11 protein-coding genes are annotated in these 14,488 nt (G+C 56.4%); 4 read left to right on the top strand and 7 right to left on the bottom strand.

Annotated features, from left to right (window positions below; translation table 11 throughout):
- Positions 1-220: 220 nt before the first annotated feature.
- Entirely contained in the window at positions 221-1,297 is a 1,077-nt protein-coding gene (gene hppD, locus EQV93_RS20725; protein ID WP_122784097.1) for a 4-hydroxyphenylpyruvate dioxygenase, read from the top strand.
- A gap of 49 nt (positions 1,298-1,346) precedes the next feature.
- Here the strand turns inward: hppD and EQV93_RS20720 are convergent, their stop codons facing one another.
- Genes EQV93_RS20720 through EQV93_RS20710 form a run of 3 tightly spaced genes read right to left on the bottom strand, consistent with a single transcriptional unit; the run spans position 1,347 to position 6,302 of the window.
- Positions 1,347-1,985 carry a DUF1345 domain-containing protein gene (locus EQV93_RS20720; protein WP_122784110.1) on the bottom strand — a complete coding sequence of 213 codons (639 nt, stop codon included), beginning with the start codon at positions 1,983-1,985 and terminating at the stop codon, positions 1,347-1,349.
- Positions 1,986-2,040: 55 nt separating this feature from the next.
- Positions 2,041-5,142 (bottom strand): efflux RND transporter permease subunit, encoded by a 3,102-nt coding sequence (locus EQV93_RS20715; RefSeq protein ID WP_240892354.1) that lies wholly within the window; start codon positions 5,140-5,142, stop codon positions 2,041-2,043.
- A 2-nt stretch (positions 5,143-5,144) separates the two neighbouring features.
- Complete coding sequence (locus tag EQV93_RS20710) at positions 5,145-6,302, bottom strand: efflux RND transporter periplasmic adaptor subunit (RefSeq protein ID WP_240892396.1); 1,158 nt, start codon at positions 6,300-6,302, stop codon at positions 5,145-5,147.
- A 174-nt stretch (positions 6,303-6,476) separates the two neighbouring features.
- Here EQV93_RS20710 and EQV93_RS20705 point away from each other — a divergent pair, with 174 nt between their 5' ends.
- Together EQV93_RS20705 and EQV93_RS20700 are read left to right on the top strand one after the other, a co-directional pair.
- On the top strand, positions 6,477-7,178 hold the full coding sequence (locus EQV93_RS20705) for a response regulator transcription factor (RefSeq protein WP_122784094.1): 702 nt from the start codon (positions 6,477-6,479) through the stop codon (positions 7,176-7,178).
- A 4-nt stretch (positions 7,179-7,182) separates the two neighbouring features.
- Positions 7,183-8,478, top strand: a complete 1,296-nt coding sequence (locus tag EQV93_RS20700; RefSeq protein ID WP_122784093.1) for an ATP-binding protein — start codon at positions 7,183-7,185, stop codon at positions 8,476-8,478.
- A gap of 12 nt (positions 8,479-8,490) precedes the next feature.
- Here EQV93_RS20700 and rarD (EQV93_RS20695) read toward each other — a convergent pair whose 3' ends face one another.
- From rarD (EQV93_RS20695) to EQV93_RS20685, 3 genes are all read right to left on the bottom strand, one after another.
- The gene (gene rarD, locus EQV93_RS20695) at positions 8,491-9,372 is read right to left on the bottom strand and encodes an EamA family transporter RarD (protein ID WP_240892353.1); all 882 of its coding nucleotides are present in this window, start codon (positions 9,370-9,372) and stop codon (positions 8,491-8,493) included.
- 273 nt (positions 9,373-9,645) lie between these two features.
- Positions 9,646-11,148: an MFS transporter gene (locus EQV93_RS20690; protein WP_240892352.1), complete on the bottom strand. Its 1,503-nt coding sequence runs from the start codon at positions 11,146-11,148 to the stop codon at positions 9,646-9,648.
- Between the two features lie 112 nt (positions 11,149-11,260).
- A complete protein-coding gene (locus tag EQV93_RS20685; RefSeq protein WP_122784090.1) occupies positions 11,261-11,896 on the bottom strand; it encodes a TetR/AcrR family transcriptional regulator in 636 nt (211 codons plus the stop codon).
- A gap of 105 nt (positions 11,897-12,001) precedes the next feature.
- Here EQV93_RS20685 and EQV93_RS20680 point away from each other — a divergent pair, with 105 nt between their 5' ends.
- Positions 12,002-13,207 (top strand): MFS transporter, encoded by a 1,206-nt coding sequence (locus EQV93_RS20680; protein ID WP_146387908.1) that lies wholly within the window; start codon positions 12,002-12,004, stop codon positions 13,205-13,207.
- 95 nt (positions 13,208-13,302) lie between these two features.
- On the opposite strand, the gene rarD (EQV93_RS20675) is transcribed toward EQV93_RS20680, so the two are convergent.
- Positions 13,303-14,187, bottom strand: a complete 885-nt coding sequence (rarD, locus tag EQV93_RS20675; protein WP_122784088.1) for an EamA family transporter RarD — start codon at positions 14,185-14,187, stop codon at positions 13,303-13,305.
- Positions 14,188-14,488: the final 301 nt, after the last annotated feature.

The following is a 14,488-nucleotide window of genomic DNA, read 5'->3' as shown; positions in this document are numbered from 1 at the left end:
GTAGAATCGATTTACGCATATAAGAATAATGACTTCTGGACTCAGGAGCTCTTCCGCGTTAGAGATGTGTCGACATGAAGACATTCGGGTTTCAACTGATTTACGGTGATTTTCTGGCGCGTAGTGTACGCGGGATCTCCTGCGCGCCTCCTGCCAGCATCAGCATTCTTAGCAAATAACCTTCTGTTAATTCTAAAAATGATCCTGATGAGGCGCCAAAATGGCCGATCTATACGAAAACCCAATGGGCTTGATGGGCTTTGAGTTCATCGAATTTGCATCTCCGACCGCCAATACCCTGGAACCTATTTTCCAAATAATGGGTTTCACCAAGGTCGCCACCCATCGCTCCAAAGATGTGCACCTGTACCGTCAGGGCGAGATCAACCTGATTCTCAATAATGAACCTCACAGTGTCGCTTCTTACTTTGCCGCCGAGCATGGTCCGTCGGTCTGTGGCATGGCATTTCGGGTGCGCAATGCACAACAGGCGTATGCCCGTGCGCTGGAGTTGGGGGCGCAGCCGATTGAAATCCCGACGGGCCCGATGGAACTGAATTTGCCCGCGATCAAGGGCATTGGTGGCGCACCTCTGTACCTGATTGACCGCTACGGTGAAGGCAGCTCGATCTATGACATCGACTTTGTGTTTATCGAAGGTGTAGATCGTCATCCTGTAGGTGCCGGCCTGAAAATCATCGACCACCTGACCCACAACGTTTACCGCGGGCGCATGGCTTATTGGGCGAACTTCTACGAGAAGCTGTTTAACTTCCGGGAAATTCGCTACTTCGACATCAAGGGCGAGTACACCGGTCTGACCTCCAAGGCCATGACGGCTCCTGATGGCATGATTCGCATCCCGTTGAATGAAGAGTCGTCCAAAGGCGCAGGGCAGATTGAAGAGTTCCTGATGCAGTTCAATGGCGAAGGCATTCAGCACGTGGCTTTCCTCAGCGATGATCTGATCAAGACCTGGGATGCACTAAAGCGTATCGGTATGCGCTTTATGACTGCGCCGCCCGAAACCTACTACGAAATGCTCGAAGGTCGCTTGCCAGGACATGGGGAGCCGGTGGGGGAACTTCAGGCGCGGGGCATTTTACTGGATGGTTCTTCCGACTCGGAAGACAAGCGATTACTTCTGCAAATCTTCTCGGAAACCTTGATGGGCCCGGTGTTTTTTGAATTTATTCAACGCAAGGGTGATGACGGCTTTGGTGAAGGCAACTTCAAAGCGCTGTTTGAATCCATCGAGCGTGATCAGGTGCGACGAGGAGTATTGACGGCGGATTAAACCTGAGCCGCCGGACCCTGTCCGGCGGCTACACGGTGAGTCGTCAACGTTAAAACAAACCCGCCGCAATATTGATTGAAAACCCCAATACAGCGGTGTTGAACAAAAAGCCCAGTAACGAATGTCCCAGTACTGCTTTGCGCATCTCTCGGGTGGCGATCATCACATCAGATGTTTGAACCGCCACGCTCAAGGTGAACGAGAAGTACAGGAAGTCCCAATAATCAGGGTTTAATTCACCTTCAGGAAAACGCAAGGCCGGTTCCGTGCCTTCATCAGTGTAAAAAAGTTGCGCGTAGTGCAAGGTGAAAATAACGCCGATCATTAACCACGAGCCCACTACCGTGAGGCCGGCCAGTCCGTAACGCATCAACTGCTCGGCGTGACTGATCTGGGTGTTATCGGATAACTCAATGATGATGGCTACCAAACTGGCAACGGCCGCAAAACAGACGATGAGGAGCACCGTGCTGCCATTTTCATCTTCTATTTCAGCGGTGCGTTTCACATCGTTGGTACTGGCGCGCAACATCATCCAGAAGCTCAACAGCAAATAGAGCCAGACCGCGGCATTCCAGCCTAAAAGAAACTTTGTGGTCAGCGTGGCAGCGGGTGTGAATATCCCCACTGCAACACCCAGCACAGTGGCGATGGTCAAGCGAGGGTGTGTACGGGCTAGATGCGGCATCGACATTACTGTCCCTGTAAAGTGTGAAACTGAACCTTAGCACGTACAGCGGCCCTTATAGCTGGCGAGGTTTAGCGTTGACCAGCTTCATTACCACCACGAAAAATACCGGCACAAAGACCACTGCCAGCGTTGCCACGATCATGCCGCCTATCACGCCAGTTCCGATGGCTTGCTGGCTGGCAGAACTGGCGCCGGTGGCGAAAGCCAGCGGCACTACGCCCAGAATGAAGGCCAGTGAGGTCATCACGATCGGACGCAAGCGCAAACGTGCAGCTTGTACCGTGGCGCTCACCAAATCATGCCCTTCGTCGTACAGGGTTTTGGCGAATTCGATGATCAGGATCGCATTCTTCGCCGACAAGCCAATGATGGTAATCAAGCCCACCTTGAAGAACACATCGTTGGGCATGCCGCGAAAGGTCACAGCCAGTACGGCGCCAAGCACGCCCAGCGGGACGACGAGCAGGACCGCAGTGGGTATCGACCAGCTTTCATACAGCGCTGCCAGGCACAGAAACACGATCAGCAACGACAAGCCCAGCAGGATCGGTGCTTGCGCCCCTGATAACTTCTCCTGCAAAGACAAGCCAGTCCACTCCAGGCCCAGGCCGGCAGGCAGTTGATCCACCAGACGCTGTACCTCAATCATCGCTTCTCCGGTGCTGTAACCGGGCGCCGATTCGCCGGAAATACTGATCGCCGGGTAGCCGTTGTAACGCGTCAGTTGCGCAGGGCCTTGAATCCAGCGGGCCTCGACAAAGGCTGACAGCGGTACCATTTTTCCGAGGTTGTTACGCACGTTGATCTTGAGCAGGTCTTCGACCTGACTGCGCTGATCGCCTTCAGCCTGAACCACGACGCGCTGCATACGGCCCTGATTGGGGAAGTCGTTGATATAGGCCGAACCCACGGCGGTCGACAGCACATTGCCTATGTCGGCAAAGGAAATGCCCAGGGCATTGGCGCGTTTACGATCGACTTCAAGCTGCACTTGCGGGCTTTCTGCCAGAGCGCTTTCGCGGACATTGGCCAGCACCGGACTTTTCGCGGCCAACCCTAGCAGTTCGGTACGTGCCTGCATCAACGCGTCATAACCGACACTGCCACGGTCTTGCAGGCGAAATTCAAACCCGCTTGAAGTTCCCAGGCCGCTGACAGCCGGAGGCAAGATGGCGAAAGCTATCGCATCCTTGAGTTCGCCGAAGGCTTGGTTGGCACGGTCAGCGATCGCAAACGCCGAATCCTTGCCGGCCCGCTGCGACCAGTCTTTAAGGGTGGTGAACGCCAGGGCTGCGTTCTGTCCGTTACCTGAAAAACTGAACCCCAGAATCATCGTGGTATTGCCTACGCCCGGCTCATTGGCGTTGTGCGCCTCGATTTGCTTGACCACCTCGACGGTGCGGTTTTGACTGGCTCCAGGTGGCAGTTGAATATCAGTGATGATGTAACCCTGATCTTCGACAGGTAAAAAGGAGGAGGGCAGGCGCGCAAAGCACACCACCAACACCACCAGCAATGCACCGTAAACCAGCAGGTAACGGCCGCTGCGTTTGATCAAATGAACGACCCAATGCTCATAACGCTCGGACAAGCGATCGAACTGTTTATTGAACCAGCCAAAGAAGCCGCCCTTGGTGTGGTGTTCGCCTTTGGCAATGGGTTTGAGCAGGGTGGCGCACAATGCGGGTGTAAGCGACAGGGCTAAAAACGCCGAGAACAGGATGGAGGTGGCCATCGACAACGAAAACTGCTGATAAATGACGCCCACCGAACCCGGCATGAAGGCCATCGGTATAAACACTGCGACTAGCACCAGGGTGATACCAATGATTGCCCCGCTGATTTGTGTCATCGCTTTACGGGTCGCGTCACGGGGCGACAGGCCTTCGCTGACCATGATTCGCTCGACGTTCTCCACTACGACGATGGCATCGTCCACCAAAATACCAATGGCCAGTACCATGCCGAACATGGTCAGTACGTTGATCGAAAAACCCAGTACCAGCATCACCGCAAATGTACCCATCAGGGCCACCGGCACCACCAGCGTCGGAATCAGCGTGTAGCGCACGTTCTGCAAAAACAGAAACATCACGGCAAACACCAGCACCATCGCTTCAACCAGCGTGTAGACCACTTTGGTAATCGAGACTTTGACAAAGGGTGTGGTGTCGTACGGGATGGTGTATGAAACCCCGGCGGGGAAGTAGCGGCTCAATTCGTCCATCTTCGCGCGAATCAGATTGCCGGTACTCAGGGCGTTGGCTTCGGGGGCCAGCTTCACGCTGAAAGCGCTGGCTGATTTGCCATTGAGACGGGTGCCGTACTGGTATTCCTGGCTGCCAATTTCGACCCGTGCCACATCGTGGATACGCACGGTGGAGCCGTCCGGGTTGGCGCGCAAAACAATATCGCCAAACTCCTGAGGCGTGGAAAGCTGGCCTTTGACCAACACCGTAGCGGTGATTTCCTGGGTTGTGCTGCCCGGTAAATCACCAATGCTGCCTGCTGACACTTGGGCGTTCTGGCTGGCTATCGCTTGGTTGACGTCTGCGGCAGTCAGGTTGAAACCTATCAGTTTCTGCGGATCTATCCAGATGCGCATCGCCCGTTCAGCCCCGTAAAGCTGTGCCTTGCCGACGCCTTCAACGCGTTTGATTTCGTTCATGACATTGCGCGCCAGGTAATCACTGAGCGCCACTTCATCAAGCGTGCTGTCCTTGTCGGCGGTCAGCGTCACCAGCATCAGAAAGCCCGAAGAGATTTTCTCGACCTGCAGGCCTTGCTGAATCACGGCTTGTGGCAAGCGTGACTCCACCGCCTTGAGACGGTTTTGCACATCCACTTGAGCCATTTCCGGATCGGTGCCGGGTTTGAAGGTTGCTGTAATGCTTGCGCTGCCCAGGCTGCTCTGGGATTCGAAATACAACAGACCCTCAGTGCCGTTGAGCTCTTGCTCAATCAAGCTGACCACACTTTCGTCCAGTGTTTGTGCCGAAGCACCGGGATAGATCGCGTACACCTCAACTTGAGGCGGCGCGACTACCGGGTATTTGGCCACGGGCAGTTGCGGGATGGCCAATGCCCCAGCCAACAAGATGAACAGTGCCACGACCCAGGCAAAGATAGGGCGGTCGATAAAAAACTGCGGCATGCTCACTGACCCGTAGAGTGTGCGAGGGGAAGAGTCGGGTTGTCGATTTGTACCTGTTCGCCCACACGGGCATGTTGCAAGCCCTCAATCACAATCTGGTCGCCGGGCTTGAGCCCCTCGTTGACGATCCATCGATCATTCTGAACGCCGCCCAGCTGTAAGGGCTGTTGCTTGACCCGGTTGTCGGCGTCCAGCAACAGCACTTGAGCAACGCCTGCACCGTCGCGCAAGATCGCGCGTTGCGGCACAGTGATCGCTTCTTTATTAACCGCCTGCTCCAGACGCACGCGCACAAAACTACCGGGCAATAGATCATGGTCCGGGTTGGGGAATTCACTGCGCAAAATGATTTGCCCGGTGCTGGGTTCTACGCTCACATCGGTAAACAGCAGTTTGCCCGGTAACGGATAAAGGCTGCCATTGTCGCGAATCAACGTTGCTTTGGCCTGATTGCTGCCTATTTGCTGCAGTTCGCCGGCACGAAACGCCGCTCGCAAGTTATCGACGTCGCGGGTGGACTGGGTCAGGTCAACCTGGATCGGGTTCAATTGTTGAATCCGCGCCATCGGCGTTACCTCGCCTTGGCCAACTAGAGCCCCCTCAGTGACCAGTGCCCGGCCAATACGTCCTGAGATCGGAGCGGTTACGGTGGCATAACCGAGATTCAGCTTCGCCCGCTGCACGGCAGCCTGGTTGGCGGCCACATCGGCGTTGCTTTGCTGGGCTTGAGCTTGTGCGTTGTCGTAATCCTGTCGGCTGATGGCGTTGATACCGATCAGCTCGGCGTAACGCTGCTCTTGCAGTTTGGCCTGCTGCGCGATGGCTCTGGATTTACTCAGGGCTGCCTGTGCGCTATCGAGGTCCGCCTTTAACGGTGCCGGATCAATCAGAAACAGCACATCCCCTTGTTTCACTTCAGCGCCTTCGCTGTATACGCGCTTGAGAACGACGCCGGCGACGCGGGCGCTGACTTGCGCCACACGCGGCGCAACTACCCGGCCGCTCAGTTCGTTGCTGATCGAAAGGGGAGCCGTGGCGACCACCTCTGTGCGCACCTTCGCCAAGGGCGTTTGTGTTTGCGCAACGGGACTTTTGTCACAAGCAGTCAGGGCCAATGCCAGCGCCGAAAGGCAGAGCGGGGCGAAAAGCTTTTTCAACAGGTGTGCCTTCTTATAAGTACGGGATGTTTCAGTAAAGTACTGGGCATGCTAAGCGCAGTACGCAAGAGGCGTTGTGAAGCTATGTAGGATCTATGTAAAAAAGTGTGAAGGTTATGCACCTAGATGCGTAGGGTTATATATCCTTCGGGTTTTCCCCTGATGTAAGCATTTATTATGCCCACTATCCTCCTGGTTGAAGACGATGCTGCTTTGTCGGAGCTGATTGCCAGTTACCTGGAGCGAAATGGCTATCAGGTCAGTGTGATTGCCCGGGGAGACCAAGTGCGTGCCCGTGCGAAAAGCAATCCTCCGGATCTGGTTATTCTCGACTTGATGTTACCGGGCCTGGATGGCTTGCAGGTGTGTCGCTTGTTGCGCACGGACTCGCAGAGCCTACCGATTCTGATGCTGACCGCCCGCGACGATAGCCACGATCAGGTGCTGGGGCTAGAGATGGGCGCCGACGATTATGTGACAAAACCTTGCGATCCCCGAGTGTTGCTGGCCAGGGTCAGGACGTTGCTAAGGCGCAGCAGTCTGATTGAGCCCAGCGTGGCCAGTGACCGCATCGTGATTGGCAATCTGTGTATCGACCTATCGGAGCGCACAGTGACGTGGCGGGGGCAGGCGGTTGAACTGTCCAGCGGCGAATATAACTTGTTGGTGGTGCTGTCCCGGCACGCGGGCGAAGTACTGAGTCGCGATCAGATTCTGCAACGCTTGCGCGGTATCGAGTTCAACGGCACAGACCGTTCGGTGGACGTGGCCATCTCAAAGCTGAGGCGCAAATTCGACGACTGCGCTGGCGAAGCCCGCAAAATCAAAACGGTGTGGGGCAAGGGTTACTTGTTCAGCCGTAGCGAATGGGAATGCTGAGCCCATGTTCAAGGTTCTGATCCGGTTGTACCTGATCACCATCTTCACCTTCGCGGCTGCCATTTATGTGGTGCCTGAAATCATCGTTTCGCTCTTTCATGAGCGCTTTGTCAGCTATAACGTCGACATGTCCCGGGGGATGCAAGCGCTATTGGTCAAACAGTTCAAAGAGAGGCCAGTGGAGCAGTGGTCAGCACTGGCCCAGGAACTTGATCAACAGTTCAAGCCCATACGTCTCAATGTGCTGCCCATTACCGCGCCCAAGTTTGACGCCAGAGAGCAGGAACAGTTGGCGCATGGCCAAGGGGTTGTACGGATCGGGGAGTGGGGCTGGCGAACCTTGGTGGTGTCGCCGCTGAACCACGATTTGGCCCTGGAGTGGGTCATGCCGCCTGATCCATTCGACATGAATGTGCTGTATTGGAGCATCAACGTACTGATTGGCGCCGCGTTGCTCGGCGCCTTGTTGTTGTGGTTACGCCCGCACTGGCGTGATCTTGAACGCCTTAAACGAACGGCAGCGCAGTTCGGTCAAGGGCAGTTAAGTGCACGCACACAAATATCACCGCGTTCCAATATTCAGGGTCTGGCCAGCGTCTTCGACACCATGGCCCATGATGTCGAGTTGCTGCTCAACCAACAGCGTGAACTGCTCAATGCCGTGTCCCACGAATTACGCACGCCCTTGACCCGGCTTGATTTTGGATTGGCACTGGTATTGTGCGATGACTTGCCCGAGGCTAGCCGTGAGCGTCTGCAATTAATGGTTGGGCATATCCGCGAACTGGATGAGTTGGTGTTGGAGCTGCTGTCTTTTAGTCGCCTGCAAAATCCCCGACTGCTGCCAGAACGTGTTGAGGTGGCGCTGGACGAATTTATCGACAGTATTCTGGGCAGCTTCGATGAAGCGCTGGAGTCACCAGACATTGTCCTCGATGTGCGCTTGCTCGGCGTGCAACGACATTTTGTGCTGGACCCGCGCCTGACTGCCCGCGCATTGCAAAACCTGCTGCGCAACGCCATGCGTTACTGCGACAGACGCATTGAGCTAGGCGTCAATATCACTGCGGCGGGGTGCGAGCTGTGGGTCGATGACGATGGGATCGGCATTCCGCAGGCAGAGCGTGAGCGTATTTTCGAGCCGTTCTATCGACTGGATCGCAGTCGGGATCGAGCCACCGGAGGCTTTGGCCTGGGGTTGGCCATCAGCCGACGCGCCCTGGAGGCCCAGGGCGGGACGTTAAACGTGGAGTCTTCGCCTTTGGGCGGTGCCCGCTTCAAACTGTGGTTGCCGATTTGAAGCGGGCCGGCTTTAGATTGAGCGGCGTTGGCGGCTCACATGTTTCAAGCCTTCGATAATCAACACTACCACGGCAAGCCAGATCGGGCCGTAAGTCAGCCATTGGCCGTTTTCGAGGTTGTCACCCAGCAACAGCGCGACGGCCACCAGCAATACTGGCTCGACGTAGCTGAGCAAACCAAACAGGCTGAATGGCAGCAGGCGGCTGGCAAGTATGTAAGCAAAGCCTGCTGCGGCGCTGATGACACCCATCAACGGTACGAGTGCATACAACGCCTGGCGTTGAGCACCGAGATCAATGTGCCCGCCAGCAAGTACGAACCACAGAGCCACGGGCACCATTAGCAGCATGTCCAGCCAAAGCCCGCCGAGGTTGTCGATACCAATCTTTTTGCGCAGCACGAAGTACATTGGGTAGCCGATTGCCACCACCAGTGTGGTCCATGAGAAACCGCCCGTGCGGTAGAGCTCATTGGCCACGCCGACAACGGCCAGCGCCGTGGCTATTTTCTGCAAGTGCGAGAGGTGCTCGCCGTAGACGATGCGTCCGGTGAGGATCATTGTCAGAGGCAGCAGGAAATAACCCAGAGACACATCCAGACCATGCCCGTTCAAAGGCCCCCACATAAACATCCAGAGTTGCAGACCGACCAGGAAACTGGTGATCAGCACGCAAGGAATCAGTAGAGGTTTATCACGTAAGCGGTTGAAAATTATAGGGACCCATTTCCAATCACCAGACAGGCAAATGAAGAGAGTCATAAAGGGCAGCGAAATGAGTATTCGCCAGCCGAAGATTTCCTGACCATCGAGTGGCCAGAGGAGGGAAGTGAAGTAGTACAGGACGCCGAACAAGCAGGAAGCCAAAATCGATAAAACAATACCTTTAGACACAACAACCTCAATGGATCTACAACGTTACTCATTTGAGTGGGCACGTAGCTTGAGGGGGTTGATGGCCATTGGCAAACATCTTTTAAACCAGTTACTTAGGACTCATTCTTGTTAAGCAAGATCAAATCTAAATATCCCAAGCAAATACTGGGCCAAATCCGTTTAAAACGTGCGTTCGTGTTTTTCAAATAAAAGATTAACGGTCATTTCTGCCGGCCTGATGGGTAGGTAGGAACGCAAAATTCTCGTAGCAGCCGAACGCGCAGCGCGAGGCTACTTTCCTCCCTTGTAGCTACTAAGCATGATGTAAACGACGATGCCCAGGATTCCCATCATTGCCGAGGATGTCATCAGTAGCAGTTCATGCACCGCTGAAAAAGCTTCTTTAGCCGCTTCAATCAGCGCAGTGCTTTGGGGCTCGACCAAGCGTTGAGCCACCACGTAACTATCACCAATCGAACGTGTCGCACCCTCTGCCAGTGCGTTATCGAGATCAACGGGTAGCGAAATCCTGCGGCCAAATAAAGCGGACATAAACACGCCGAAAAAGGTGATCCCTAATCCGGTGCCCAATTCATAGGCGGTCGCTTCAAGCGCACCTGCCGCTGCGCCTTTACTGGGCTCCACCGAGCCCATGATGGCTATGGACGAAGCCGTCAGGCCGATGCTGAGCGTCAGACCCAGCAACGCCAGCATCGCCGGCACCATGAAGCCGGGCGCAATGAAGTCTGCCAAGGCTAGAAATGCCAAGGCCAGGGCGGACAATACCAGTGATGCGCTAGCGACCAGCCGCAAGCCGCATAAATTTGACAGATAGCCAGCAATGGGACCTCCCACGGCGGCGGCAGCCATGATCGGTATCATGAAGATGCCCGCCTGCAACGGTGTTCTGCCCAGCACGTATTGCAGCTCTTGCGCCAGCGTCAGCTCGACGCCGGCCAACGCGCCGGTCGCCACCGTGGCCATAATCATCCCGGCCAGGATCGCCGGGTGTGAGAACAACGACAGATCGAGCATGGGCGCCGCCGAGCGCAGTTGCATGCGCACAAAGACGGTCAGCAGGCCAACGCCCAGCACCGCCACTGCCAGCGCCACTGCTAGCGGTTGCGTCGCGCTGGCGGCTGCCTTGATGCTGTAAACCAGCGCCAGCATGCCGGCGACCAGCAGCAGGGCCTGACCCAATGCCCAAGAACCGGGTGTGGTTTGCACCGTGCGCGGCAGCAAGAGAAACACCAGCGGCGCAACCACCAGCATGATTGGCACGTTGATCAGAAAAGCCGAGCCCCACCAGAAGTGCTCCAGCAGTGCACCGCCAATCAATGGCCCTAGTGCAGCGCCTGCGGCACCCACCGTGCCCCATAGGCCCAGGGCCATAGCACGCTCGTTTTCGTCTTCGAAGGTACGGCGAATGATGCCCAGCACGCAGGGCAAGATCATCGAACCGCCCAAGGCCAGCAGCACCCGTGCACAGATGAGCAGGGCCGGGGTGGGGGCGAACGCGGCCAACAGTGAGGCGAAACCGAATATGACCAGCCCGGTGAGCAGCACACGGCGGTCACCGATGCGGTCGGCAAGGGTGCCCATGGGCACCAGCAGGCCTGCCATCAGCAGCGGGTAGATGTCGATGATCCACAGCACTTCAGTGGCTGAGGCACCGAGCGCCAGAGTCAGCGAGGGCACGGCGATGTGCAAAATGGTCATGTCGATGACCACTGGCAGGAAGGCCAGCATGACGGCTAACAGAACCAGCCAGCGGCGGGGAATCATTGTAGGCATCAGCGGCGGGGAATCATTGTAGGCATGGACACACTCTAGTAAGCCGCGGTTACTGCGCAAATGTCTGAGGTATTGCGCTCATTCAGATCACCACCGAGCGACTTGGAGGATACTACCGGGCTGGCGATTTCCGGGCGGCGCAACTCGATGCATCCCATAACGTCATGATTTGCGTCACCGCATCGTCTATCTGTTTGAGGGGCACACCGTCTCGGGCCAGTACTGAAATTCCCAGAAGAAAGCTGTCAAACACCGTGGCCAGTGCCTCGGGCACAACCGTCGGTGATAGCTCCCCGGATGCAATAGCGCGTTCGACACACGCCACCATCCCTGCACGGTTCAAGGATCTTGCTTCAGCCAAAGGCTGGGAGATGGCTTTGCTTTCATCCGTGCAGGCGCTCAGCAGACCCAGCGCCACCAAGCATCCTGCGGGGTGGCCGGGCTCACATTGCATTTTCGCGGAGCGGCGCAGCGTCAGTTCGATCGACTCTCTCGGGGGGAGGGTGGTATCAAAGAGGCTATCGGTCACCCGCCCGTGGGTGTTCAGATAAAGCTCCATCACCTCATTGAACAGCGCCTGCTTTGAGCCGAACGCAGCGTAGAAGCTGGGTGCGGTGATGCCGCCGCCGATATTTGCCTTGAGCTGGCTGAGCGATGTTGCGTCATAGCCATGCTCCCAGAACACATGCATCGCCTGAATAATCGCCACGCTACGGTCAAAGGTGCGTGGACGTCCCATCTGTGCCATGTGAACCTCCTGTCGATCACTTAAATACTAGTCGATATATAAGTCGTTGACGAGATCGCGGCACATCTCCATATTGTATCGATCGGTACATAATTGAGGTGGCAAATGACTACTGAAGAGCGACATAGCGGAAAGCTTCCGCTTGGGGCCCTGCTTGCACTGGCGATGACGGGTTTCATTTGCATTGTCACTGAGACCTTACCAGCCGGTTTGCTACCCGAAATCGGCAGTGGTCTGAGTGTTTCAGCGTCTCTGGCCGGACAGATGGTGACTGTCTATGCATTGGGGTCGTTACTGGCGGCAATCCCGCTGACCATTGCCACGCAAAGCTGGCGCCGCAGAACAGTACTGCTGGTGACCATTGCTGGCTTTCTGGTATTCAACTCGCTCACGGCACTCTCTTCGGATTACTGGCTGACGCTGGTTGCACGGTTTTTCGCCGGAGTTTCAGCGGGACTGGCCTGGAGCCTTATCGCGGGCTATGCGCGGCGCATGGTCGCTCCTCATTTGCAGGGGCGCGCATTGGCGGTAGCGATGGTGGGTACGCCCATCGCGTTGTCGTTGGGTGTGCCTATGGGGACCTGGCTGGGCGGATTCATGGGCTGGCGCATGGCCTTTGGATTGATGTCCGGCATGACCTTGGTGTTGATCGTTTGGGTGCTGATCAAAGTGCCTGATTACCCTGGCCAATCTTCCTCACAGCGCATGCCGTTACGCCAGGTGTTCTTCACCCCGGGCGTGCGCTCGGTATTGGCAGTGGTCTTCACCTGGATGCTGGCCCACAACATTCTTTACACCTATGTCGCGCCCTTCGTGTCCAAGGCCGGGCTCAACAGTGACGTAGATGTGGTCTTGCTCACATTTGGTGTCGCGGCGCTGGGCAGCATCTGGCTCACGGGCCGACTGGTTGACCGGCACTTGCGTGCAACCGTTCTGGCCAGCCTTGCACTATTCGCAGCGGTTTCGCTTTTCCTCGGTGTGTTCTCAGGCTCCGCCGTGGCCGTTTACGTGGGGATCTTCATTTGGGGGCTGACCTTTGGTGGTGCGGCCACCCTGCTGCAAACAGCACTCGCCGACACCGCCGGCAAGGGCTCTGACGTTGCGCTCTCCATGAACGTAGTCGTCTGGAACAGTGCTATTGCCTGCGGTGGACTGCTGGGTGGGGTGTTACTCGGCCAATGGGGAACGAGTGTATTTCCTGGCGTGTTGCTGGTGCTGCTACTGATCAGCCTGGCCATTGCATTTAGGGCAAAGGCGCATGGTTTTCCGCAAGGTCAACGGCACACCAGCCAGGCAATCCAGGGGCATTGATCAGGGCATTGCACGCCCGATCTTCCTAAGTGTCGGCTTCTATCGTGAGCGGCTACACGGAAGTTGCGTGCATAGCCGCTCAGCGTGACGGGCTATCAAACCGATCGACGATGACGCACCAGATGCTTGAAACCTTCATACATCAACACCAGTACGGCCATCCAGATCGGTAGATAGGTCATCCATTGTCCGGCGGTGATGCTTTCCCCCAGCAACAAGGCGACGAATACCAGCAACACGGGTTCCACGTAACTGAGTAGGCCAAACAGACTGAAGGCCAGCATCCGGCTGGCCAGGATGTAGCTGATCAGTGCCAACGCACTGATGCCGCCCAGTAGCGGAATCAACACATACAGGGCAGGGCGATGGCTAGCCACGTCAAAACCTTGCTCACCGCTTTGTACAAACCAGAAAGCGACGGGAATCAACAGCAGCATGTCGAGCCACAGACCGCCGAGGTTGTCGGTTGCGGCGCGTTTGCGCAGCACGAAGTACAAGGGATAGCCGATGGCGACCACGGCCGTGGTCCATGAAACGCCGCCCACGCGATAGACCTCGTTGGCGACGCCGAGCGTGGCCAAAGCGGCGGCGATTTTTTGCAGATGGGACAAGTGTTCGCCGTACACCAGTCGCCCGGTCAGCAGCATGGTCAGCGGCAGCAGGAAGTAGCCCAGCGAGACATCCAGGCTATGGCCATTGAGTGGTGCCCAAAGAAACAACCAGAGTTGCAGGCCCACCAGTGCGCTGGACGCCAACAGGACCGCCCACAGTCGCGGTTGCTGGCGCAGCCGCGAGACAATTTTTGGCACCAGCCGCCAATCTCCGGAAACACACATGAACAGGGTCATGCAGGGCAGGGTCAGGAGCATACGCCAGCCGAAGATTTCGGCACCGCTCAAGGGCCAGAGCAGGGATGTGAAGTAATACATGACACCGAACAGGCTCGATGCCAGAACCGATAGAACAATACCTTTGGACACAACAGCCTCGTCGCAACACGCTTTATGATTGTTAGGAAGTGTGTAGCTTGAGGCTCTGCGAGCTGTAGGGCAAATCCGTTCTAGCTTCTAGCTTCTAGCTTCTAGCTTCTAGCTTCTAGATTGCAGCTTTTAGATTGCAGCTTCTAAAACATTCCTCCTGCCGCCACCGAAACTGTGGGAGCGACACTGGGGCCCATCACAGGAGGCTGAACGCAGGTGCTGTTATGGGGGTGGCGAGGCAGGACGCCGAGCCAGCCGCGATCGGGCCAAGGATGGCCCGTCGCGGCGTGCCCCCATAACA

The organism is Pseudomonas sp. TMW22091, from assembly GCF_022496705.1.
In the GTDB taxonomy this organism is placed as follows: Bacteria; Pseudomonadota; Gammaproteobacteria; order Pseudomonadales; family Pseudomonadaceae; genus Aquipseudomonas; species Aquipseudomonas saxonica.
The sequence above is the reverse complement of the archived record's forward strand: the minus strand, read 5'-3'. Positions and strand labels throughout refer to the sequence as shown.